General features: G+C 64.7%; 21 protein-coding genes. 16 read left to right on the top strand and 5 right to left on the bottom strand.

The genetic code is table 11. The features are described from left to right. Positions 1-213: 213 nt before the first annotated feature. Both ACPGXI_RS04805 and ACPGXI_RS04800 read right to left on the bottom strand, forming a co-directional pair. Positions 214-876: a DUF4334 domain-containing protein gene (locus ACPGXI_RS04805; RefSeq protein WP_526650348.1), complete on the bottom strand. Its 663-nt coding sequence runs from the start codon at positions 874-876 to the stop codon at positions 214-216. Between the two features lie 95 nt (positions 877-971). After that, entirely contained in the window at positions 972-2015 is a 1044-nt protein-coding gene (locus ACPGXI_RS04800; RefSeq protein ID WP_526650346.1) for an NAD-dependent epimerase/dehydratase family protein, read from the bottom strand. Between the two features lie 137 nt (positions 2016-2152). Here ACPGXI_RS04800 and ACPGXI_RS04795 point away from each other — a divergent pair, with 137 nt between their 5' ends. Continuing rightward, positions 2153-2767 (top strand): TetR/AcrR family transcriptional regulator, encoded by a 615-nt coding sequence (locus tag ACPGXI_RS04795; RefSeq protein ID WP_526650344.1) that lies wholly within the window; start codon positions 2153-2155, stop codon positions 2765-2767. Positions 2768-3243: 476 nt separating this feature from the next. Here the strand turns inward: ACPGXI_RS04795 and ACPGXI_RS04790 are convergent, their stop codons facing one another. Continuing rightward, a complete protein-coding gene (locus ACPGXI_RS04790) occupies positions 3244-4350 on the bottom strand; it encodes a MinD/ParA family ATP-binding protein (RefSeq protein ID WP_526650342.1) in 1107 nt (368 codons plus the stop codon). 360 nt (positions 4351-4710) lie between these two features. On the opposite strand from ACPGXI_RS04790, the gene ACPGXI_RS04785 reads away from it, so the two are divergent. From ACPGXI_RS04785 to eccD, 14 genes are all read left to right on the top strand, one after another. Then, positions 4711-6054: an EspA/EspE family type VII secretion system effector gene (locus ACPGXI_RS04785; RefSeq protein WP_526650340.1), complete on the top strand. Its 1344-nt coding sequence runs from the start codon at positions 4711-4713 to the stop codon at positions 6052-6054. A gap of 61 nt (positions 6055-6115) precedes the next feature. Then, positions 6116-6439 (top strand): type VII secretion target, encoded by a 324-nt coding sequence (locus tag ACPGXI_RS04780; protein ID WP_526650338.1) that lies wholly within the window; start codon positions 6116-6118, stop codon positions 6437-6439. Next, positions 6439-7329 (top strand): ESX secretion-associated protein EspG, encoded by an 891-nt coding sequence (locus ACPGXI_RS04775; protein WP_526650336.1) that lies wholly within the window; start codon positions 6439-6441, stop codon positions 7327-7329. Before ACPGXI_RS04780 ends, ACPGXI_RS04775 begins: the two co-directional genes overlap by 1 nt. 3 nt (positions 7330-7332) lie before the next feature. Further along, positions 7333-7893 (top strand): hypothetical protein, encoded by a 561-nt coding sequence (locus tag ACPGXI_RS04770; protein ID WP_526650334.1) that lies wholly within the window; start codon positions 7333-7335, stop codon positions 7891-7893. Beyond that, on the top strand, positions 7890-9611 hold the full coding sequence (gene eccA / locus ACPGXI_RS04765) for a type VII secretion AAA-ATPase EccA (RefSeq protein ID WP_526650332.1): 1722 nt from the start codon (positions 7890-7892) through the stop codon (positions 9609-9611). The genes ACPGXI_RS04770 and eccA overlap by 4 nt, the downstream gene beginning before the upstream one ends. A gap of 3 nt (positions 9612-9614) precedes the next feature. After that, a complete protein-coding gene (gene eccB / locus ACPGXI_RS04760) occupies positions 9615-11114 on the top strand; it encodes a type VII secretion protein EccB (RefSeq protein ID WP_526650330.1) in 1500 nt (499 codons plus the stop codon). Beyond that, entirely contained in the window at positions 11111-13339 is a 2229-nt protein-coding gene (gene eccCa, locus ACPGXI_RS04755; RefSeq protein WP_526650328.1) for a type VII secretion protein EccCa, read from the top strand. Before eccB ends, eccCa begins: the two co-directional genes overlap by 4 nt. Continuing rightward, complete coding sequence (gene eccCb / locus ACPGXI_RS04750; RefSeq protein ID WP_526650326.1) at positions 13336-15090, top strand: type VII secretion protein EccCb; 1755 nt, start codon at positions 13336-13338, stop codon at positions 15088-15090. Before eccCa ends, eccCb begins: the two co-directional genes overlap by 4 nt. A gap of 177 nt (positions 15091-15267) precedes the next feature. Then, a complete protein-coding gene (locus tag ACPGXI_RS04745) occupies positions 15268-15564 on the top strand; it encodes a PE domain-containing protein (RefSeq protein ID WP_526650324.1) in 297 nt (98 codons plus the stop codon). A gap of 30 nt (positions 15565-15594) precedes the next feature. Continuing rightward, positions 15595-16905, top strand: a complete 1311-nt coding sequence (locus ACPGXI_RS04740; RefSeq protein WP_526650322.1) for a PPE family protein — start codon at positions 15595-15597, stop codon at positions 16903-16905. An 84-nt stretch (positions 16906-16989) separates the two neighbouring features. Continuing rightward, entirely contained in the window at positions 16990-17295 is a 306-nt protein-coding gene (locus ACPGXI_RS04735; RefSeq protein ID WP_526650320.1) for a WXG100 family type VII secretion target, read from the top strand. 46 nt (positions 17296-17341) lie between these two features. Then, positions 17342-17632 (top strand): WXG100 family type VII secretion target, encoded by a 291-nt coding sequence (locus tag ACPGXI_RS04730; protein WP_526650318.1) that lies wholly within the window; start codon positions 17342-17344, stop codon positions 17630-17632. Positions 17633-17721: 89 nt separating this feature from the next. Next, positions 17722-19101 (top strand): MinD/ParA family ATP-binding protein, encoded by a 1380-nt coding sequence (locus tag ACPGXI_RS04725; protein WP_526650316.1) that lies wholly within the window; start codon positions 17722-17724, stop codon positions 19099-19101. Further along, positions 19098-20624, top strand: a complete 1527-nt coding sequence (gene eccD / locus ACPGXI_RS04720; RefSeq protein WP_526650314.1) for a type VII secretion integral membrane protein EccD — start codon at positions 19098-19100, stop codon at positions 20622-20624. The genes ACPGXI_RS04725 and eccD overlap by 4 nt, the downstream gene beginning before the upstream one ends. A 249-nt stretch (positions 20625-20873) precedes the next feature. Here the strand turns inward: eccD and ACPGXI_RS04715 are convergent, their stop codons facing one another. Both ACPGXI_RS04715 and ACPGXI_RS04710 read right to left on the bottom strand, forming a co-directional pair. Continuing rightward, on the bottom strand, positions 20874-21683 hold the full coding sequence (locus tag ACPGXI_RS04715) for a tyrosine-protein phosphatase (RefSeq protein WP_526650312.1): 810 nt from the start codon (positions 21681-21683) through the stop codon (positions 20874-20876). Between the two features lie 2 nt (positions 21684-21685). Then, complete coding sequence (locus ACPGXI_RS04710) at positions 21686-22900, bottom strand: acyl-CoA dehydrogenase family protein (RefSeq protein ID WP_526650417.1); 1215 nt, start codon at positions 22898-22900, stop codon at positions 21686-21688. A 335-nt stretch (positions 22901-23235) separates the two neighbouring features. On the opposite strand from ACPGXI_RS04710, the gene ACPGXI_RS04705 reads away from it, so the two are divergent. After that, a complete protein-coding gene (locus tag ACPGXI_RS04705; protein WP_526650310.1) occupies positions 23236-24375 on the top strand; it encodes a Re/Si-specific NAD(P)(+) transhydrogenase subunit alpha in 1140 nt (379 codons plus the stop codon).

The following is a 24375-nucleotide window of genomic DNA, read 5'->3' as shown; positions in this document are numbered from 1 at the left end:
TCGTAATTCGCCGAATTGCGCGCGCTGTACAGCCTTGCGGCTTGTTGGAGCGCGAGACGCACAGTGTCGGAAACGCCAGATGTGTTGAGTTCCTTTTGCGCAGCGGCCAGCAACGACATCGAACCGACCAGCTCCACTCGGCCGCCGGCAAAGCCAGCCAAACCCTTTCCCGTGGATGTCGGCTACCCAATCCGGGTGCCGCTGTCGCCCTAACTACTCACCGGTCGCGGTGATCGTCCGGTCCAGTGTCAGTGTGAACCAACCTCCTGCGATGTGCTTGTGGGTCCACACGCCGAGGAGAACGACCGTACCGTCCTCATCCGATAACAAACGAAAATAGTCACGCCAGGGTTGGTGATCGTAGTTCATCGTTGCGGTGCACTCGCCTCGCCAGGAAATATCCATCATCGCGACGTTGCCCCAGAACGGAACCGGGATGTAGAGGGTGTTGCGCCACCTGAGAAACAACGGATCGCCTTGAGTGGCTGTGCAATAGCGCTTCCCCCACTGAAAGCCGAGCAGCTTTAGCGGCAAGTGGATCGCGTAGTGTGCGAAGTCCAACGCCGATCGATTGGTACGCAGGATCTGACCTTCCCAGACCCGTCCGATGAGGTCGCCTTCCGCGGTCACCGTGGGCAAGGAGTCGAACAGTCGAACGATGTCTGCCTCGGTGTAGATGTGGTCGGGCTCGGTCAGGACGATGCGCTTGAGCGCCTCCAGATCAATTCCGGAGCCCCGCAAGTCCTCGTTCTCGAAACCTGGATCGTTCCAGATCGAGCGCTGCGGCTGGACGTAGCAGAGCAGCCCGAGAAGGCAGTTGATCGGAAACGCCAGCCATTGAAGAACGTCGTAGACGAAGATCGGAAACGAGATCACGGTGCGACCGTTTTCCCTCCGGAATGGCGCCCGCATACCGAGGCCAGACCGGAGCGGACGCGGTGTTGCGGGTCGTAGTTGTGCTGCGTGCGGTTTCATCGTGCGATTCCTTCCATGCCTGTCGACGGAGCGAGGTCGTCGACCCTTCGTCGAAGTGCGCCGTCCCCCAGGTACCCTTCGTGAGCGAACCACGCGATGGCGTCGACAATCGCGTTCTGAAGCGGAGACTGGGGCAGCCCGAGTTCGCGGACCGCGCGCGTGCAGTCCGCCGCCAGCCCCAGCTTGGCGATCGCCGCGACCGAAGGCGTGATCAGTGGTTGACGGCGACTCACATGTTTTGTGTACGCAAGGGCGGCGACCCCGACCGCCTTGGCGGCGGAGAACGGTAGATCGACGATGGGCCGCCTGACACCGAGAATCTCGAACACCATGTTCGTGATCTCTCGACCGGTGTAGTTTTGCGCGCCGAGCAGGTACGAGCGACCTCGAACTCCTTTCTCGTCGGCCAGGAGGTGCCCCGTCGCAATGTCCCGCACGTCGGCGAAATTGGAGACGGTGGGTGGAACGACGACGACCGGGGCTTTCGCGCATTCGAGAATCAAGCGCCCGGTAGGCGTTGGGGCGAGGTCGCCCGGTCCAATCGGGCCTGTCGGCGCGACGATGACGACATCCTGTCCCGATTGGGCAGCTTCGGCGGCAAGCTCGTGTGCTTCGGCTTTGGTGATCGCGTAGAGGTTCCGCGTCGGTGCCAGTGCGAAGTCAGATGCCTCGGTCGCGACCTGGTGCAGGCCTTGACCTCCAAAACGTGCAATCGAGCTCGTGAAGACGACGCGCTCGACATCGCTTCGGCGGGCCGCTTCGAGAACGTTTCGAGTCCCACCCACGTTCACCGCCCGCAGGCGTGACATGTCGGGGAGCCAAAGCGCGTAGACCGCGGCGAGGTGAAAGACGCGCTGGCAGCCATCGACCGCCTTGGCCATCGATTCGGGATCGGTCACGTCGCCGGCGAAAAGCTCGACGTCCAGACCCGCAAGGTTGCGGAGGTCTTCTCCTGGCAAGTGCAGTGCCCGTACTCGATCACCGCGGCGAAGCAGCGCCCGAACGACGTGCGACCCGATGAATCCCGCGGCACCCGTCACCAGAGCTTGCATTCTTCCCCATTTCACATACGGTGGCGTATGCGAAATGTATTTCACATACGGGTCCGTATGTCAAGACGGGCAGCATCCGCTAGCGCGCGGTGCGCGATCTTTGCCCCTGAGTCACCGGAGGTCGCATGGGGAAGACGAGAAGAAGCGCCACCTCAGCCTCTCGCGCAGCGGCCAAGGCCGCCAGCCGAGAAGCGCTCATCGAGGCGGCGACCGAGCTGTACCCGAAGCATGGATTGGACGTAAGCCTCGATGAGATCTGCGCCCATGCCGGCTACACGAGAGGTGCGTTCTACGTGCACTTCCAAACGCGCGACGAGCTGACGTTGGAGGTGATGACGCGCCTCGGCAAGCGGTTCATGAACGCGTTGTTTGGGGACGCGGAGTCGAAGCGGGTTGCTGGCATGTCCGAGTTGTTCGAGCACTTTTTCGGCCAACTCTTCAGCGGCGAGTACCCCATGACGCGGCATGGGGGGCTTCGGCCGTACCAACTCCTCGACGCGTGCGTTCGTTCACCGGACGTGCATCGTGGCTACCTCGCACTGGTCGACGAATGCATCGGTCGGCTGGCGATCTACGTTCGCGAAGATCAGGAACGGGGCCGCGTCCGGAACGATCTGGACGCAGAAGTGATCGCGAAGATCACCATCGCTCTGGTGATCGGCGTGCATACCCTGTACGACCTGGATTTCTCTATCGACTTCGCAGAAGCGGTTCCTGCTCTGCTCGGCGTCCGCTCCTAGTCTCTTGATCACTGCGTTTACGCCGGGTACCAAATGGGGGATCTCCAGGGTCGTCCTTTGATGACCCGCTGCTCTTCGACGACTGGGGAGCAGCAACCGGCGAGCTCTTCCGGGCTTCGTCTGGGCGGCGCAGTCGAAGCCGAGCTCGTCGCAAAGCGTTGTGCACCAAACCCGTTCTGCCCGAGGTCCTCCGGGACTCAGGCGGCGCTCCCGCCGCACCAGCTCCCAATGCGACGGCGCGGCAAAGAGTTACCAGCGCACAGGCCGCCGACTACATGACTGATGTGGCTGACCCGAACGGTGCGCCTGAACCAGAGCAAGCAGGCTCGTCTCAGCTGGACGGTGCTCAGGACGGAATTCAACAGACTGCGTTCACTCAGCCAGACAAGGCGGTTGAACCGGGCGAGTCGTTGTCCAGCGCAGGTCAGTCGTTTCCGTTTTCGACGTCACCGCCCGCGCCGTCGTCTCCGAGTAGCTCAGCGTGGTTTCCGAGACTGTGCGTCCGCGGTCGGGAAGTACGCGGCCAACGCCGCGCAGATTTCGAGGAATCGGCGGCGTGTCGACGGCGACATCGAACCGGAGCCGTCGATGACTCCGCCCGGTCGTAGCCGGCCGTCGAAGGGAACCTCGATGACCAGCTGGCCGTTCCTGGAAAACTGTTGCACAAGAATGGCTCTCGTGCGCTTGTCGGTGTGCCCATCGGAGTCGTTGAGGACGACGATTGTGGACTGCAACAATCTGGTCAGACCCCGGTCGGCGAGCCAATCCAACGTCTGCCCGGCGGCGGCCGCGCCGTCCACCCACGGAGTGGATACCACCACCAGCGCGTCCAAGTCCCGCAGCGCTTCCTGGGTTACGGGGGTGTCAACCGTTGAACTGCAGTCGATGATGGAGATCGTGAAATGGCGATCCAGGCGGGAGATCGCCTCGCGGTAGATCGCCGGGTCCAAAACTCGGCGACGGGCTGGAGTACCTTCACCGGCCAGCACGAACAGCCCGGCAGCGTTGTTGCCGAACCGGCCGCGCACGTCAGCGAATGTCCCCAGGTGTTCATCGCTTACGAGTTCCCAGAACGAGTCCGGCGCCTTCGGGTCAATTCGGCTGCCGAGCTTGCCGAAAGCGGTATCGGCATCTACGGCGACGACCCGGTCCTCCTGACGCAGCTCGGCAAGCATCGATCCGATACACGCCGCCACGGTCGTCTTTCCGGCGCCGCCCTTGCCCATCACGCCGATCTTGAAGTGCCCCCGCAGCGGGCCGCGGACCGTGGCTTCGAGGTCGGCGAGGCGACGTTCCTCGGGTGAGGGTCCGAGGTTGACAAGTCCAAAGGAGCCCTTGTAGACGGCGCGCCGCCAACCACGCCCGGGTACCGGCTTGCGGGCGGGTACCAGCTCCTCGGCGCGGATGCGGTCGGCCAAGGACTGCGGCTCCGGGTGTGCGGGCTGTGTGTGCGAGGGCGGCGCCGGCCAGGGCGCGCCGTGGTGCGGCGGCGGGACCGGCCGTGGGGGCTCGTTCCTTGCCGGTGGGGGAGGCGGGCCCGGCCAGCCCGGTTCTCCGCGCAACCCGTCGTCGCGGTCTGTCACAAAAGCGCCTCCTCCGGATGGAACCCAGCTCCTTGCTGCCACTCAACATTTGACAGGCTAGCTGGCCGATACCCCGAGCAAACTTTCCGCCGTCCCGCCCAGGGGCCTGGGCGGCTTCGCCGAGCCAGCGGCCAGACACGGCTTGTGGGCGCCGCTCTACGGCGCGCAGGCGGATGTCGGACACCGGTTCCGAGGCGCGGCGTGGGACGGAGGCTTTCAGGATATTCACAGGTCAGCGCGCGAGAACCGATTTCTGGAGGTCAGCAGGGGCGGCTTGAGTGCGCGGGTTCGGTGCAACAGAATTCGTGCGGGAAGCGGGATTTTCCGCTGGTACGCTTCCCCCGAAGGAGGTGTGCTCACATGGTTGAATTCGACGGTAATGGGAGTTTTGGCAAAGTCGATCCTGCCACAGTCGTAGCCGATCTCCTCCACGGTCAAAAGCGGCCCGCCACCGCTCCCCAGGGAGTGACAGCGCAGACTCCCCCGGCGACCTCGGGAACCTCGGGCAGGCTGAGAAATGCCCTCAGAGCTGCGCTTGGTTCCCCGATACTCGACGCGGGGCAGGTGCTGATTGCCGGGATGCGCATGACGACTGGCTGGGACGACCCTGAACGAGGCGATCCTCTTGGGTACGGCGCGACACTGTTCACTCGCGCCGGCGAGACCGTGGGCTCGGCATACCCGAACCAGGACTGGACAGGGGCGGGGGCTCAGGCCTACGAGACGGCCAATCGCCGTCAGGCCGACCGCATCGGTTCGATGGCGATGCTGGATCGCAGTGTGCAGACCGTGATCGCACGTGAGGCATACCAAATCGCTTACCACCGCGACAAGCTGGACGACCAGTCGAACTACCTCGGTGACCTGAGTTACCTCACCTGGCCGCTCGGTCTCGCCTCCGGCGCCGGGAAGGCGATGAAGGCCGCTGTGGAGCTCAGCGCGGTGAGCGCCGCTCTGAGTATCTGCAGTACGGAGCTCTATCAGCTTTGGCAGGAGACCAACGAGAACGCCACACAATTGCGTGAGCTTGCCGGGGAGTATTCGGCATTGACCGGGGAGCGCTCTCCGCCAGACCTCGACGATGTGCCCCCGCGGCCGCCGTTCGATGAACCACTCGTGCCTGGTCCGACGGGTCAACCTGCACCGGGACAAACCGCGCCGAACCCGGCTCCGGCTCGGGGCCCTGCGCCCACAACCTCAGCTGCTGCTCTGCCAGACGCGCCGACGGTCGTTGAGCCCGTGCCGGTCTCGTGTGCGAGTCGATGTGATGAGCCAGTCGCCGGGGCTGCAGCCCAGCCTGCGGAGTCGGCCCCGGCGTCCCCAGCGCCATCCGAGATGACTTCGGGGATGACATCGGCGTTCAGCGCCGTAGGCGGAATGATCGGGGCGGTGGTCGCCCCGATGGCAGCCGCGCTGACGGGAGCCGCCGGCGCAGCGGGCCAGTCGTTGTCGACGATGAACTCGGCAGATGTTGTCGGCGCGGAGAATGCGGGAAAGAAGCCGGAAGTCGATGTCGCCCAACCGGAGGTGACGTCTGACGAGGATCCTGACCCGACCGGCGCTGGGGCAGGCGGGACTGCGGGCAGCGGTCCGGCCACCCCTGATGTCGTTGTGGAAGCTGAAGCGTCGCAGCCCCACTCGAAGAACCCCGGGGAGCCACCGACTTCGCCGGTGCCGCCGGCTGCCACAAGACCACCGCAATGACACACCAGAAGAAGACGACGCACCAGGAGGCGACACGTTAATGTCCCCCGAAGCACTTCAGGTGACGACCGCCCGATTACGCGAACTGGCGGCCAAGCAAGGCCAGGCGGCCGCTGAGATAGTCCTGGCCGCCGACGCTGCATCCGGCGTGGCAAGTTCCGTGCGCGCATCCCATGGCGTGATCTCGTCGTCCACTGCCGACGCCATCGAGGCGATCCAGCAGGCACGGCGCGAGGCCAGAGACAGCATGGCCGGCGAATCGCGAGCATTGAGTGGGAATCTGACCGCCGCTGCCGACCGATATGAGGCGACCGATCTTGCATCAGTTGCGCGCCTCGACGAACAGCTGCAGTCCGGTCCGACTGCGCCACGGCGCCCACGCTGATGGCCAGCCCGGGCATGGGAGACGCCGGACCCACCCACTACGACGACGTGGTGGGTGTCGAAGTCACCATCGACGGCATGCTGGTCCTCGCCGATCGACTCCACCTCGTGGACTTCCCTCTGGCCCTTGGCATCCGGCCGAACATACCCTACGAAGATCAACGCGCGGTCGTATGGGATCAGGTGACCCGCGACCTGACCGCGCAAGGAATCTTGACACCGTCGGGCGACCCACATCCCGAAGTCGCGGCGATCGCCGACACCCTCAGCAGGCCCGACCGTACTCTGGAATGTCGCTGGTGGCGAGGCGATGCCGGAGGCAAACTTGTTCGCTTCGTCGTCTGTCGCAGAGGCAAACGCCATGTCGTCGCAGCGCGAGATGAGGACATGCTTGTGCTGCAGCGAGTCGCTCCGCAGATCGGCCTGGCGGGCATGGTGAACCTCGTCATCGGAAACGCAACGCCGGCCAACGTCGAGCCGTTGACCGGACTCGCGGAGGAGTTGTCCGGGACCTGTACCGTCGAACAACTCGGCAGGTACGGTTTGTCCCATTCGTCGGCACGCATCTATGCGGAGGCGACGGACAACCCCGATAGCTGGGTGGAGATCACCGCCAATGAAAGGCACCCCGGGGGGACTTACGCGCATGCGGGGGTGGGGGCGGGTGTCCTCGATTCGGCCCTCGGCAGAATCGTGTCGATTCCGCGACGGGTCAACGGCGAACTGTACGGCAGCTTCCTACCGGGCAACCAGGAGAATCTCCAGCGCGCGCTGAACGGGTTGGTGGAGTTCCTGCCGTCCCGAGCGTGGGACGACCACAATGTCGCCGTTGATCATGACGCCGCGATCGTCGGCTCTGGTGCTGTGCACCCAGACCAGGGACGGTGGTAGACGGTGGATTTGGCCCTGCCCGGTGCCCCTGACGATGGGGACCAGAGCGATCTGGCGGCGCTGGATTTCAGCGCCGCCGTCGAAGACCGCGGCGAGGCAGACCTCGCCGCTGTCCTCGGCGGATACATGCCCCCATGCGCATCTGGCGAATCCGAGGGCGGCACGCCGGACTTCCTCGGCCACGGAGACTCTCGCGACTATCACGACCCTGCCGACGTTAGTGACGACCTCGCAACGCCCATGTTCGAGGTCACGAACCCGCCGGGAACGGTGACAGTGACGACCTTGGTGGACGGCCGCGTGCACCAGATCGACCTGTCACCCAACGTGACCACCCTGACCGAGGCGCTCCTGGCCGAGGAGATCGTGGTCATTGCCGGGCTGGCCACCCAGGACGCCAGGTCGGCGCAATACGCTTTCATGCTGGAAGGTATGCGTGAACACGGCCATGACAACGTTGCCACCCGCGACTTCCTGAACCGCGAGCTGGATCTTCCCACTCCAGAACAAGCCCACGCTGTACGCGCCGAGCTGTTCAGGGCGCGCTACGCAGGTGAGGAATGACGGAGCAGCTGGAACGCATGTTCGCCGCTGCGGTCGGCATGCTATCCACTTCGCCTGCGAGCTCTCTAGAGATGTTCACCGAGATCACCGAACTTGACGAAACTGCCTGTGACGCTTGGGTAGGACGTATCCGATGCGGAGACACGGATCGGGTCACGATGTTCAGGGCGTGGTACTCGCGGACGAACTTCGGGCAGCTCGCGGGGGCCGCGGAGATATCGATGAACAGCCTGGCCGCCCGGGTGCCGATCGGGGGCCAATACGGCGACTTCACATATCCGGTGCACTCCCCGCTGGCCATCACGATGGGGTTCGCGGTCAGCGAGGCCGCCGAGGGGAACTACACCGACGCGATGGAGGCCCTCGACGCGGCGCCCGCCGCGGGTGCTGAGCACTTGGTCTCCTGGGTCAGGGCCGTCATCTACGGCGCGGCGCAACGGTGGACAGAAGTGATGGAAGAGGTCCGGTGCGCGATATCGTGGCCGGACAAGTTCCTGGCGTCGGCGGCCGGGGTGACCCACGGCGTCGCCGCAGCTAACCTCGGCCTGTTCACTGAGGCCGAACGCCGTCTTGTGGAGTCGAATTCGTCACCCGCTGGCGAGGCGTGCGCTCCGGTGATCGCCTGGTTCCTGGCGATGACCCGCCGAGCCCAGGGCAACGAGGAAGCGGCTACCGCCTTGCTCGAATGGCTGCAGGCTACTCACCATTCTCCGAAAGTCGCGGCGGCACTGAGGGATCCTGGGTACCGGCTTGAGACGACGACGGCGGAGATGATCGCGGCCAGGCGTGACCCGTGGGATCCGTCCACTGTCGAGACGGACAACTCGGGCAGGGAGCGGTTGCTGGCTGAGGCTGAAGCCGAGCTGGATCGACAGATCGGGCTAGCCCGGGTCAAGGAGCAGATTGAGCGCTATCGCGCCGCCACGCAGATGGCCAAGGTTCGGTCCGCCCGCGGAATGAAGGTGGCGCAAGCGTCGAAGCACATGGTCTTCACCGGCCCGCCAGGTACGGGCAAGACGACCATCGCGCGCGTCGTCGCAAACATTCTCGCCGGTCTTGGAGTGATCGGCGAGCCGAAACTCGTTGAGGCTGCACGCAAGGACTTCGTCGCCGAGTACGAAGGACAGTCAGCAGTCAAGACCGCAAGAACCATTGACCGGGCGATGGGTGGCGTGCTGTTCATCGACGAGGCCTACACGCTGGTGCAGGAGCGCGATGGACGCGCCGACCCATTCGGCACCGAAGCACTGGACACGCTGTTAGCCCGGATGGAGAACGACCGCGATCGACTCGTGGTGATCATCGCGGGATACGGCAACGACATCGATCGACTGCTGGAAACCAACGAGGGACTGCGGTCGCGTTTCTCCACCCGGCTGGAGTTCAATTCCTACTCCGCCGATGAAATCGTGGATATCGCCAAAGGCATTGCTGACAATAATGATTCGTGCTTCACAGACGAAGCCGCCGAGCAGGTGCTGGAGGCTGCAGCGCTGCTGATCCAGAGCACCACGAACGGAAAACCCGCCCTCGATGTTGCCGGCAACGGCCGCTACGCGCGCCGGCTCGTGGAAGCCGGCGAACAGATCCGCGATATGCGACTCGCCCAGTCGGCGGACGTCGATTCACTTGCCATCGAGGAACTCAGTGAGATCTGCGGGGAAGACATGGCCGTGGCGATCACGTCGGTTCACAATCAACTCAACCTCAGCGAGTAGACCATGCCAGGATTTCGACTCACCACCAAGGTGCAGGTCAGCGGCTGGCGCTTCCTGCTGCGCCGCGTGGAGCATGCAATCGTGCGCCGCGACACCCGAATGTTCGACGATCCGCTCCAGTTCTACAGCCGCGCGGTGGCAGCGGGCATCGTGCTCGCGGTGCTGATCTGCCTTGGCGCCGCACTTCTCGCCTACTTCAAGCCCCTCGGAAAGCGTGGCGGGGACAGCCTTTTGGTCGACCGCGATACCAACCAACTCTTCGTGGTTCTCCCGGGCGCTGGTCAGCTGAGGCCCGTTTACAACCTGACATCGGCACGGCTGATCCTCGGCAGCAGCGGGAGGCCTGTCGCCGTCAAGTCCGACGAACTCGACAGCATGCCGAAGGGCCCGCCGCTCGGCATACCAGGGGCACCGTACGCCACCCCGGTGTCAGGGTCGGTTGAGTCGCGATGGGCTGTGTGCGACACGGTTGTCAAGCCCGAGAGTGTCGTGCCGGCCGTCGACTCGGCGGTGCTGATCTCCCCGTTGTCGCTGGACTCGTCGGTCGGGCCGATGCGTCCCCAGCAAGGCATGTTGATCTCTTACAGGAACCAAGACTGGCTCGTCACACCCGCGGGCCGCCATGCCATCGACCTTGCCGACCGTGCCGTCACTTCTGCAGTGGGAGTGCCGGTTACAGCGAGGTCCACTCCGATCTCGGAGGGATTGTTCAACGCGCTGCCCAATGCAGGGCCGTGGCGGCTGCCCGACATTCCCGGCGGCGGAGCGCCGAACTCGTTGGGCTTGCCGCCCGAACTGGTGGTCGGCTCGGTGTTCAAGACCGAAACCGGATCGCGTGAGCAGGCCGGCGAACGATATTTCGTGGTGCTGCCCAACGGTGTGGCAAAAGTCAATGACACCACTGCCGCAGCGCTGCGCGCTACGAACTCGTATGGTCTGATCTCGCCTCCCTCCGTAGAACCGAGCGCCGTCGCGCGGGCGGTCGAGCAGGTCTACAGTTCGCCGCTGCCGGACTCTCCGATGAAGATTCTCTTGCGCCACGAGATCCCCACGCTGTGCTGGGCCTGGCACCGCGAGCCCGGGGCCCACGCCCCGAAAACAACGGTGATCGCGGGCCGCCGCCTGCCACTGCCTGCCCCGTCGCTCGAGACGGGGATCAGACAGATCAGCAAGGACGCCACGGTGCACATCACCGGCGGCCGGTACATCCAGGTGCAGTCACCAGACCCCCGCTACGGCGAGAGCCTGTACTACGTCGACCCGCAGGGTGTGCGCTACGGCATACCGAACACCGAGACGGCGGCGAAGCTGGCGCTGAACTCGCCCAGGACAGCGCCCTGGCAGGTAGTCAGCCTGCTGATCGACGGTCCCGTGCTGTCCAAGGAGGCGGCGTTGGTCGAACACGACACGCTGCCGGCGGATCCCAATCCGCGCAAAGTCGCGGCCGACATCAATGCCTACCAGCAGGTTCCAGCCGGAGCCAGCAACGGAGGCGGCCGATGACGACACGGAAGTTCACTCCGACCATCAAACGAGGGCCACGCCTGACTCCCGGTGAGGTCAACGTCACCCCGCCGGACGACCTCGGGATTGACATCCCGCCCTCGGGCATGCAGAAGGCGATGCCGTGGGTACTGGGCGGGTGCATGCTCGGCATGATCGCGATCATGATCTTCAGTGGAGTTCGACAGCTGTCGCCGTACATGCTGATGATGCCGCTGATGATGGTGATGGCGGCCGTGGGGCTGGTGGCCAGCGGCGGCAGCGGGGGCAAGAAGGTGCCCGAGATCAACGCCGACCGTAAGGAATACCTCCGCTATCTCGCAGGGCTACGAACCCGGGTCACCTCCTCGGCCGCCGCTCAGGTGACATTCTTCAACTACCACGCGCCGCATCCGGACGATCTGTTGTCGATCATCGGTACTCACCGCCAATGGTCGCGGGCCGCAAGCGCCGACTTCTACGCGGCGACCCGGATCGGCACCGGGTCCGAGCCCGCTGTAGATCGCCTGCTCAAACCCGCGGTAGGCGGTGAGTTGGGAGGCCCCGCGGGTGCCCCGCAGCCGCACCTCGAACCGGTCAGCCACATGTGGGTCACGAAATTCCTGCGCACCCACGGTCTGATCCATGACTGCCCGAAGCTGGTGCAGCTGAGAACGTTTCCGATGATCGCAGTGGGCGGCAACCTGGAGGTCGCCGCAGGGCTCATGCGGGCGATGATCTGCCATCTAGCGGTATTTCACCCACCTGACGTCCTTCAGATCCGGGTATTGATCGAACGCCCCGACGACCCGGACTGGGCATGGCTGAAGTGGCTGCCACACGTCCAGCACCCGTCCGACACCGATGCGGCCGGTCCGATACGCATGGTGTTCAGCCGGCCTGATGGGCTGAGCGACCTGATGGGGCGTGGGCCACACACCGCGGACGCCAACCCCAGCGGGCCGTACGTGGTGGTCATCGACTTGACTGGTGGCACAGCGGGTTTCCCAGTGGACGGCCGATCGGGGGTCAGCGTCATCACGTGGGGCAACCATCGCGGCCCGGGCTACCGGATTCGGGTTGACGAGAACGGCATGGCCGATGACCGGTTGCCGGCCCAGACCTTCCGGCAGGTGGCAAGCCGGGTGGACGGGATGACGGCGGGTCAGGCCGACCGGGTTGCGCGCAAGCTGGCGGGCTGGTCGATCACCGGGACGGTGATCGACAAGAACACCCGAGTGCAGAAGCGGGTCGCCACCGAATGGCACGAGATCGTCGGCGCGCAGTCCATCGAGGAGGTGATACCAGCGCGCTGGCGGACGCTCACCGACAACGACCGCGACCGGCTTCGGATCCCGTTTGGTCACGAGCTCAAGACTGGTGAAGTGATGCATCTCGACATCAAGGAAGGCGCTGAGTTCGGCGCCGGACCGCACGGCATGCTCATCGGCACCACCGGTTCAGGCAAATCAGAATTCCTTCGTACACTCATTCTTTCACTGGCTGCGACGCATCATCCAGACCAGGTGAACTTCCTACTCACAGATTTCAAGGGCGGCTCGACCTTTCTGGGAATGGAGAAGCTGCCACACACTGCGGCGGTGGTCACCAACATGGAGGAAGAAGCAGAGCTCGTCAGCCGGATGGGGGAGGTGCTCAGCGGCGAACTGGACCGCCGGCAGTCCATCCTGCGGCAGGCGGGAATCCAGGTTGGCGCCGCCGGTGCACTGTCGGGGGTAGCCGAGTACGAGAAGCACCGCGAGCGCGGAGCCGAGCTTCCCCCACTGCCAACACTGTTCGTTGTGGTGGACGAATTCGCGGAGCTTCTGCAGAACCACCCGGACTTCATCGGACTATTCGACCGGATCTGCCGTGTCGGGCGGTCGCTGCGGGTGCACTTGCTGCTGGCGACCCAGTCGCTGAACACCGGCGGAACTCGCATCGACAAACTCGAACCCAACCTGACCTATCGGATTGCTCTGCGTACCACAAGTTCCGCAGAGTCCAAAGCTGTCATCGGAACGCCAGAGGCGCAGTACATCTCGAACAAGGAGAGCGGCGTGGGATTCGTGCGGGTTGGGATGGAGGACCCAGTGAAGTTCCAGAGCGTCTACACCGGTAACCCCTATGTGCCCACGGCGCTGGCGACCATCGACGCTGGAGTCGCGCCGGGTACGGTCGCGAGCAGCACCCGCGTCCATCGCTTCACCGCCGCCCCCGTGCTCGACGGGTCGATGACACCGTGACCTCACGCGAGCCGGATCAGAAGGTGCTGCGCGAGGTCGTCCTCGACCAACTCGGCACAGGCGAAAACCATGCCTACAGAATGTGGTTGCCGCCGTTGGCCGATCCCACGCCGGTAAACGAGCTGATCTCCCGCGACTATGACCGCCGCCCCCTTCGGATCGGTCTGGGAGTCATGGATGAACCGCGCAGGCACCGCCAGGAAGTGTGGGGCATCGATTTCGCTACTGCGGCCGGTAACATCGCCGTCGGCGGCGCCCCGCAGACGGGCAAGTCGACTTTCCTGCAGACGCTCATCCTGTCGGGCGCGGGGTCACACACACCGCGCCAGTTGCAGTTCTACTGCGTTGACATGGGCGGTGGCGGTCTCATGTACCTGGAGGATCTTCCACATGTAGGTGGGGTCGCCACTCGGGCCGAACCCGACCGAATTATGCGGTTGGTTGCCGAGGTGAAAGCCGTTTTGCGGCAACGCGAACAGAAGTTCAAGCAGTACCGGGTCGGTTCCATGGTCGACTACCGGAAGATGCGCGATGATCCCGATCATCCGGCATCGGCGGACCCTTTCGGCGACGTGTTCCTTGTCATCGACGGTTGGCCGGCATTCGCCGCCGAGTTCACCGATCTCGAAGCCGTGGTGCAGGACATCGCCGGCCAAGGACTGGCGTACGGCGTGCACACCGTTATCTCGACGCTCCGCTGGACGGAGCTCAAGGCCCGGGTCCGTGACTATCTAGGCACCAAGGTGGAGTTTCGGCTCGGCGACGTCAACGAGACTCAGGTGGACCGAGTCACGCGCGAGATCCCGCTGAACCGCCCGGGACGCGCTGTTTCGACAGACAAACACCACTTGATGATCGGCGTGCCGCGACTGGACGGGGTGCACAGCGCCGAGGCCCTGGTGCCCGCGATCTCGGCTGCGGTGCAGGCGATTACCGCTCGTCATCTGGACGAGGCTCCACGGGTGCGCGTATTGCCCGAACGGATCTACCTGCACCAACTGGATCCCAACCCTCCGGGCCCAGAATCGGATTACCGGACCCGCTGGAGTATTCCGGTCGGCATACGCGAGTCGGATCTGACCGTTACACACAACTCCATGCACGCGAGCCCGCACCAGCTGATCTTCGGCGCATCCAAGTCTGGCAAGACGACGATCGCCCATGCCATAGCTCGGGCAATCTGTGCGCGGAACAGCCCAGAACAGGTGCGCTTTATGGTCGCCGACTACCGGTCAGGTCTGTTGGAGGCCGTCCCCGCCACGCACTTGCTGTCGGCAGGCGCAATCAACCGAAACCACACGACGCTGGAAGCGGCGGTTAAGGCGTTGGCGCTCAACCTGACCAAACGTTTGCCGTCGGCCGAGCTGACGCCTTCCCAACTGCGAGCGCGTTCGTGGTGGACGGGTCCGGACATCGTGTTGCTGGTCGATGACTGGCACATGATCGTGGCGGCCGGTGGGATGGTGTCGCCGATGGCGCCACTCGCGCCGTTGATTCCGGCGTCCGCAGATATCGGATTACACCTCATCGTGACCTGCCAGATGAGCCAGGCGCATCGGGCAACGATGGACAAATTCGTGGGCGCCGCGTACGGCGCGGGCACCCCGACGATGTTCTTGTCAGGAGAGAAACAGGATTTTCCTTCGCGGGAGATCTTGGTCAAGAATCGGCCGCCTGGCCAGGCATTCTTCCTGACGCCGGATGGGAAAGAAGTGATTCAAGCGGCGTATGTGAATCCGCCGGAAGAATAAGTGTCGGCAGCACTCTCGTATGGCCGTTAGTATCGATCGATAGAGCAACCAGCAAACTCTGAGTGACCTGTGAATGGGACGAAATAGGAATTTCGCAGCACCTTCACAGGGTTATCACAGCCGGTGAGGCGGCGGCTAAGACTATGAATGCTTTTTTATGAGTGAGGAGTGCAGCAAATGCAATCACTAAGCCACAATGCGGGCGTTATAGGCATCGGCGGTCAGATCACGGCCAATGGTTCCCGCGGTTTGGCCACCGGAACTGCGGCGGCTGTCGGGGTCAGCGTGCTCGCTCCAGCCGGCTCGGATGAAGTGTCGGTTCTGGCGAGCGCGGCCTTCATGGCCGAAGGCGTGCAGACTCTGGGAATCAACGCACTGGCTCAGGAAGAGATCGCCCGCGCCGGCGCCGCAGTCATCCAGATCGCTGGCGTGTATCAGGCGGTCGATGGCGAGAACGGCGGGACGCTGATCTGAGACGGATACCCGATACGAGTCGAGTTCGCTATGGCTGCGCTGGCATTGCCCGTCCCACCGATCTGGGGTGCACTCCCTCCGGAGGTGAACACTTCGCGCCTGATGGCCGGAGCCGGCCCTGCGCCGATGATGCAGGCTGCCGCAGGCTGGGAGACGCTGGGGATCTCGCTGGAGACGCAGGCTGACGAACTGGTGGCCAGCCTGGCGTCGCTGGCCCAGTTGTGGCAGGGCATCGGTAGTGAGCGGGCCGTCCAGGCTTCGATGCCGATGGTTACCTGGCTGAGGGTGCTGTCGCTGCAGGCACAGAAGCGTGCCCTGCAGGCGGCAGCCCAGGCCACCGCCTACTCGAGCGCGTTGGCGACCACGCCGCAGCTGCCGGAGATCGAGCTCAACCACGTCACCAACGCAGTGCTCAATGCAACCAATTTCCTTGGTGTCAACACTGTGCCGATCGGGCTCAACGAAGCTGACTACGCGCGGATGTGGGAGCAGGCGGCGACCGTAATGGGTGCCTACCAAGCCGAGACCATGTTGAACTCGACGTTCGAACCGATCGCTCCGCCCGCACCCGTCGTTGCGCCCGGCGGGGTGGAATCGGCGCTGGCGGTGGGTATGGCCGGCGCTGCTCCGATGACGGGTAGCGCCGCGGTTCGCACCGGGGTGTTCACGCGCGTCAGCGGCCAGGGTAAGGCTGACGAGGCCGCACTCAAGGGTGGCCGGGTTGGCCAGCTCGTCGCCGCGGCGGCCGACCCGGGCCGTTCGCAGGCTAGCCGGCCGCAAGGACTGCAACAGGATCCGTCGCAAGTCATGCACTTGGCTTCCCAGCTCGGCTCCACGCTCGGACAGCTACCGCAGCAGACCTTGCAAGGGGTGACGCAGCCGTTCCAGCAGCTCACTCAGCCGCTGCAGCAGGTGTCATCGATGTTCGGGCAGATGGGTGGAGCGGGTGGTGGCGACAACAATGCGCAAGTCGGGATGCTCGGCGCTGCTCCATTCTCCAATCATCCCGCGCTCGGAGGAACCGGAGCCGCGGCCGGGTCCGGAATGGTCCGCGCGGCGTCGCTGCCGGGAGCGGGGGGTACTGCCGCTCGCACTCCACTGATGTCGAACCTGATCGGAAATGACCTGCAGCCCAGGTCATCCCCCATAGCTATTGGAGCGGGTGCGTCGGCGGGCGGTGGGGCGGCCGGGCTGGCACCCGTTGGAGGTGGCGGAATGGGCGGCGGCGGTCTGATGGGGATGCCGGGACAGCGCGGGAAGAGCGGCGGCAACAAGACGGGCCTGAATGCACCGGCGCCACTGGAACACGACCTCAACGAGGACGACGAGGACGACTGGTGACCGTCCCCCACAGCTTGCCGACCGCCTGAGTCGGGAGGGCCCGCCACGTCGGCGGGAGCACATTACACAGAGAGAAGGTCAGCGATGGCATTGGTGAATGCGGATACTCCGCAGCTCATGGCGGAGGCGGCGAATTTCGACCGGATTTCGGGCGAACTTCAGTCCGTCCTCGCCCAAGTCGAGTCCACCGCCGCGGGTCTTGCGCAGAGCCTGCACAGTGAAGGCGCGGGGCAGGCCGCGCAGGCTGCGCTATTGCGATTCCAGGAGGCGTCGAGCCAGCAGATCCGTCTGCTCACCGACATCTCGCAAAATATCCACACCAGCGGTACCTCCTACCTCAACGCCGACGCGAACAACGCAGACGATTTCGCTTCGCGGATGCAGATCTAGGTCAACTCACGCGCACACTGCAACAACACGGAAACGGAGAAAACACGTGGGGCTTATCAACTACAACTTCGGTGCGATCGAGGCCGCCTCGGCCGAGGTCCACGCGGCGGTGGGTCGGACGGCAGGCCTGCTCGACGAGGGCCAGGGATCGCTCGCCCGGCTCCAAGGCGCCTGGGACGGTACCGGCTCGATGGCGTATCAGGCCGTCCAGCAGCGCTGGGACATGAATTCCCAGGAACTGAACCTTGCCCTGCAAAATCTCGGGCAGGCAGTCAGCAACGCCGGTACCACCATGGGAACCGCTGAGAGAGGTGTCGAGGGAAGTTTCAGCCTGTAAGCGCGGTGGGGTACGGCGGTGGGCGATCGCCCGACATCATCATGCGATCGCCCACCGCGTGTCCCATGCCAAACACTTGAGAGGTACACATGTCGGCCGACTATGACCGGCTCTTCCATTCCCCGGACGCCGTGAAAACGGCCGACGAGGATGTAGACCGCGAGACCCCACCAGCGGGCCCGGGAATTGCGACAGCCCCAAAAGATGCGTCACGAAACGATGCAGCTCCTCCCGCCATGCCCGGCACGGCCCCGCCCACGCAGCGCACTGAGGTGCCTGCGCCCCGGCAGACTGAGGTCACCTGCCAAATTCCGCAGACGAACAGGACGGACCCACAGCGTATTCCGAGCAACGGGATGATGCGGGCAACGCAGGTCTCGGCCCCCACGGGCGCGCGCTATGAGCAGCACGGTCCCGCCCCAATGGCGGCATCTTGTCCGGCGCCCACCCCTGCGCAGTCTGCGCACGTCGCGCACGGCGAGGCTCCTCGGCGGTCCGCTGCGCAGCCAGCACCCACGTCGGCGGCGACGATAGGTAATCACCGCGCGATAGACGCCCTGTCGCACGTCGGCGTACGCAGCGCGGTGAAGCTGCCGCCGCAGCGTGGCTGGCGGCATTGGGTCCACCTGGCGACTCGCTTCAACCTCGGGCTCTCGCCGGACGAGCTGTACGAGATGGACCTACACGCCCGCATCCGGCGAAATGCCCGGGACTCGTACCAGATTGGTGTGTTCGGCCTGAAGGGTGGAGTGGGCAAGACCGCAGTGACGGTGGCTCTCGGCTCGGCGCTGGCCAGGATCCGGGGCGATCGAATCCTTGCAGTCGATGCGGATTCTGACGGTGGCAACCTCGCCGATCGGACTGGCCGGCAGTCGGCCGCTACGATCGCCGATCTGCTGACCGACAAGGAACTGCACCGCTACAACGATATTCGGGCGTACACGAGCATGAACAGCTCGAACCTGGAAGTACTCTCGTCTGAGGAGTACAGCGCGGCGAGGCGTGAATTCAGCGACGTGGACTGGCAGGGTGCGACCGAGATCGCTTCGCGCTACTACAATCTGGTCCTGGCCGACGGCAGCGCGGGCCTCTTCCAGCCGGCTGCGCGCGGCGTGCTGTCGACGGTGTCAGGATTGGTCATCGTAGCCAGCGCCTCGATCGACGGCGCTCGGCAAGCGGCGATCACTATGGACTGGTTGCGGCAGAATGGATATCAGCACTTGCTGGGTCGGTCGTGCGTGGTGGTTAATCACGTTGTGCCGGGCAAGCCCAACCTCGACGTCCAGGATCTGGTCGAGCAGTTCGAGAGGCACGTGCCTGCGGGCCGAGTAATCGTGCTCCCGTGGGATAGGCACATTGCGGCTGGCACCGTCATCCAATTCCAGCTTTTAGGAAAGGAATTCAGACGGAGAGTCGTCGAGTTGGCAGCGGCCCTCTCCGATGACTTCGACAGACTCGAACGGCGTTGACGGCGACGACCGCGCCCCAGCCATCGTCGGGCATCGCGTCACCCGGTCCGTCGACCACGCGAGTCACGATCCTGACAGGTCGGCGCACGACCGATCTTGTGCTGCCCTCGGCCGCGCCGATCGAGGCCTATGTCGACGAGATGGTCGCTGTGCTGGCCGAAATCCTCGGAGGCACTCCTGAAGCTGCGTTGGCGGGCTTTGACTTCAACGCCCAGGGCGTCTGGAGTCTCGCGCGTCCCGGTGCGCCGCCGATCAAGATCAGCGCGTCATTGGCCGATGCAGGGGTGGTCGACGGATCCCTTCTGACCGTGGTACCGGTCACGCGCACCGAACGTTACCGGCCATTAGTCGAGGACGTGATCGACGCGATCGCGGTGCTGGACGAGACGCCGGAGTTCAATCGCCAAGCGCTGTATCGGTTCGTCGGATTGGCGCTGCCCCTGGCGGCGCTGATCGTCGCCGCGGTTGCGGTCCAGTCGTGGTCTACCACGGGTCGCTCCTGGTGGTGGGCCCTCGCACTGGGTGTCCTGGGCCTGGGTCTTATGAGCGGCGGCATGTTCGCACAGAATCGCTACCGCAACCTCGATATCGCCGAGTGTCTGTTGGTCTCCTCGTTTGTGACGCTGGGGGCTGCGGTCACGCTGGCTGTGCCGTTGCCGCGCGGTGTGGAGACACTTGGGGCACCACAGATCGCAGGCGTGGGCTCGCTGGTCCTGTTGTTGGTCTTGGGGACGCGCGGTGGCCCGAAACAGCGCGCCGAAGTGGCCGCGTTCCTGGCGGTGATAGCGACGGCCGTGACTCTTGCCGCGGTGGCATTCGGCTACGGATGGGGCGGCTGGGTGCCGACAGGTGCGATTGCCTTCGGGTTGATCATCGTGACCAACTCGGCGAAACTCACCGTAGCTGTTGCACGGATCGCGCTGCCTCCCATCCCAGCGCCGGGCGAGTCAGTCTCCAATAGCGATCTGCTGGAACCTGTTTCGTCAACAGATTCGTCGGAGGAGTCGGAGACCTGGCAGGCGATCATTGCATCGGCGCCGGGGTCGGCGGCCCGCCTGACTGAGCGGAGCCGACTGGCAAAACGCTTACTGATCGGGTTCCTCGCCGCAGGTGCGCTGGTTCTTGCGGCGGGGGCAATAGCTGTTGTGGTCCAGGGGCACTTCTTTGTGCACAGCCTGATCGTGGCCGGTCTGGTTACGGTCATATGCGGCTTCCGGTCGCGGCTATACGCCGACCGCTGGTGTGCCTGGGCGTTGTTGGCAGCGGCAGCGTCGATTCCGACCGGGTTGATGGTGCGGCTCTGCCTTTGGTACCCGGAGCGGGCCTGGCTGGTGATGGCTTTGTACGCCGCGTTGGTTCTGGTCGCGGTGATCTTGATTGGTGCAACGGATGGCATCCGACGGGTATCGCCAGTCACCAAGCGGGCTCTCGAGCTGCTCGACGGCGCAGGGATCGCCGCGATGATCCCAATGCTGCTGTGGATTGCCGGGGTGTACGACCTGCTGCGAAACCTGAGGTTCTAGGCCGTCGGCAACCCTATCCGAGCCGTAGCGCCGCAATCGGATTCAACGGTTATCACTTTCCCGAATACTCCTACGGCGTCAACGATGGACTCTGCGTAACGCAGTGGTGGGGATGTGGGCCTGGAATCTGCTTGGCGTTACGCAGATCAGTCGTGGGGTGGCCTGGCCGGGTGTGTGGTGGGCGGGGATGCGTGACACGGGTGATGTGGGTGACACGAGCGACGTGGGTTTCCCCAGCGATGACGCAGGTCAGTCGTGGAGGGCAGCCCTCAGGCGGGTGAGATCCTCATCGGTGATGCCGGCGGCCGCCAGATAGCTTCCCAGCGAACCGAATTCGTCATCCAGCGTGCGGCGAGCGGTGTCGAGGTACTCCTCGCGTACGCCCAGGACCGACTCGGTGAGCCTGGCCTGAGCGAGTTCCAGAACTTCGGGCGCCTCGGTAGTCCGCTCGCGCAACTTGGCCAGGATGGTCTCCCGTAATTGCGGCACGGCGCTATTGCTGCGCAAGTAGTCAGCCATGACCTCGTCACGCCCAACTCCGGCGGCCTCCAGTACGACCGCAATGGTGAACCCGGTGCGGTCCTTGCCTGCGAAGCAATGGGCCAGCACCCGGCGCTCTGATCCCAGCAGGGTCACCACCCGGTGCACGGCACGCTGCGCCAGTGGGGCTGCCGCGATGCGCACATACTCCTCGGTCATGTATCGCGCCGCGGCGTCGGAGACCGATTCGTCGGAGGGCTTGTCGAGCATCATCTGCCGGAATGCGTGTTCGTGCGGGGACTCGCCGTCGGAGGCTTTGGCCTCGACGAACGGCAGGTGGTGGATGTCCACCGCAGCAGGCACAAGCCCGGCGCCGTGCCTCTCAAGCTCGCTCAGGGTGCGAAGATCCGCGACGTCGGTGACTCCGTATCCCATCAGTGCGGCGCGGCCGGCGTCGTTCAGCTTGGACAGTTCGCTGGCCCGGAAAAAACGGCCGGGAGCGATGCCCGCCTGCTCGGAGACATCTCGGAAATTCCATGCCCCCGAAAGTTCTCCGAACTCGTGCCCGCCGGCCGGCACCACTAGCCCGTCACCGCCGCGGCGAAGGCGCCTTTCTCCCGGCCCAGTTCGGCGCGGGCGATGCTGCGCATATGCACCTCATCGGGCCCGTCGAACAACCGCATCGCGCGGTGCCAGCCGTAGAGCCGCGCCAGTGGGGTGTCATCGCTGACCCCGGCGGCACCATGAACCTGGATAGCGCGGTCGATCACGTTGCACGCCATCTGAGGTGCGACTGCCTTGATCATCGCGACCTCGTTGCGGGCGGCCTTGTTGCCGTGCTGGTCGATCGTCCATGCCGCTTTGTGACATAGCAGCCTGGCCTGGTCGATCTCGTTGCGTGACAGGGCAACCTGCTGCTGGACCACGCCCTGCTCGGCCAGGGGCTTGCCGAAGGCGATGCGCTTGTTCACCCGGTCGACCATTAGTGCCAACGCCCGCTCGGCCACCCCGATCGCACGCATGCAGTGGTGAATGCGGCCGGGCCCGAGGCGGGCCTGGGCGATGGCGAATCCGCTGCCCTCCTCGTCGAGCAGATTTGACGCCGGCACCCGGACGTTGTCGAAGCTGATCTCGCAGTGCCCGTGCTGATCCTGCCAACCGAAGACCGGCAGAGACCGCTCGACTGAAACCCCCGGCGTATCAATGGGCACCAGGATCATCGACTGCTGTTGATGGCTCGCGGCTTCGGGGTTGGTGCGCCCCATCACGATCAGGATCTTGCAACGCGGGTCGGCTGCGCCGGAGATCCACCACTTGCGACCATTGATGACGTAGTCGCCACCGTCGCGCGAGATAGTCGTCTCGATGTTGCGTGCGTCGCTGGAGGCCACTGCGGGCTCGGTCATCGCGAATGCGCTGCGGATCTCACCGTTGAGCAGCGGCTGCAACCACTGCGTGCGCTGTTGCTCGGTGGCAAACAGATGCAGCGTCTCCATGTTGCCGGTGTCAGGTGCCGCGCAGTTCAAGGCCTCGGGCGCCAGCTCCATGCTCCACCCGGACAGTTCGGCCAGTGGCGCGTACTCCAGGTTGGTCAGCCCCGACTCCGAGGGCAGGAACAGGTTCCACAACCCGCGCTCCTTGGCCAGCGACTTGAGCTCCTCGACGACGGGCGGGACGGTGTGGTCGTCGGGACCTGCCTCGTGGCGGTAGCGCTCGTAGGCCTCCTCGCCCGGGAACACGAATTCGGTCATGAAGTCCACGAGTCGGCCGTGGTAGTCCTGGCCCTTGGCCGACATCTCGAAGTCCATACCAGTCACGATATGACACCCGCAGAGAAACCAAGAATGACCTGCCCACCGTGGCGGTCGTCACAGTCTGATGCTGCTGTCGGACAACTGCGCGATGATGCGATTCGGCGCCACTGCCTTTGATGATGCCGGTCCGGCCGGGTGCCGCAGGAGTCGAAGCCCCGGCTTTCGGCCGCTGAACTGTGCAGATGCTCAAGGTGCGGAATCGGCTCTGCATGGGCTCAACGGTTATGGTGTCTGATCGATCACCTATCCCACGGCGCACCCGCGTCGGAGCACCGTGGGGCGAAACACGTAAAACGACAGAAGAGATCTAAGTCGCCATGACAGAAGTCGAATCCGCCGCTCCGGACCAGGAGACGAAGACGGTGACGGTAGGCGTTGTCGCCGAGTCCGGCGCCGACGAACGGCGCGTTGCCTTGGTCCCCAAGGCGGTGGCCACGCTGCTGAAGAGCGGGGTGGCCGTCATCGTGGAATCCGGCGCCGGGGAACGCGCCCTGCTGCCCGATGACCTCTATACCGCCGCGGGCGCGACCGTCGGTGATGCGTGGTCGGCCGATGTGGTGGTCAAGGTGGCTCCGCCCACCAGCGAGGAGATCGCCAAACTGCGCAGCGGCCAGACCCTGGTCGGCTTCCTGGCGCCGCGCAGCTCGGACAACCAGATCGCCGCGCTGAAATCGGCAGGGGTACGGGCCTTTGCGGTGGAAGCGATCCCACGGATCTCACGGGCCCAGGCGATGGACGCGCTCTCCTCGCAGGCCAACGTGGCCGGCTACAAGGCCGTGGTGTTGGCGGCTTCGGAGTCGACGCGGTTCTTCCCGATGCTGACCACCGCTGCGGGCACCGTGAAGCCGGCGACGGTGCTGGTCCTCGGTGTAGGGGTGGCGGGGCTGCAGGCGCTGGCCACCGCCAAGCGCCTGGGTGCGCGCACCAGCGGGTATGACGTGCGTCCCGAGGTCGCCGATCAGGTCCGGTCGGTGGGCGCGCAATGGTTGAGTTTGGGTGAAGAAGACGTGGTCGCGGCAGGTGAGGGCGGATACGCCCGAGAGCTGTCCGAGGACGAACGGGCACAGCAGCAGAAGCAGTTGGAAAAGGCGATCACCGGATTCGATGTGGTGATCACCACGGCGCTGGTGCCTGGCCGCCCGGCGCCGCGGCTGGTGACTGCTGAAGCGGTGCAGGGGATGAGAGCGGGCAGCGTGGTGGTCGATCTGGCCGGCGAGACCGGCGGCAACTGTGAGCTGACCGAGCCGGGCCGGACCGTCGTCAAGCACGGCGTCACCATCGCCTCGCCACTGAACTTGCCGGCCACGATGCCCGAGCACGCCAGCGAGTTGTACTCGAAAAACCTCACCGCTCTGCTGGAGTTGCTGATCACCGATGGCGCTCTCCTCCCGGATTTCGAGGACGAGGTGCTGGTTGCCTCGTGCGTCACACATGCCGCGAGCGGCACAGAGAACTAG

The organism is Mycobacterium sp. (assembly GCF_049608025.1).
Lineage (GTDB): Bacteria > Actinomycetota > Actinomycetes > Mycobacteriales > Mycobacteriaceae > Mycobacterium.
This window is presented reverse-complemented; position numbering and strand designations above follow the sequence as displayed.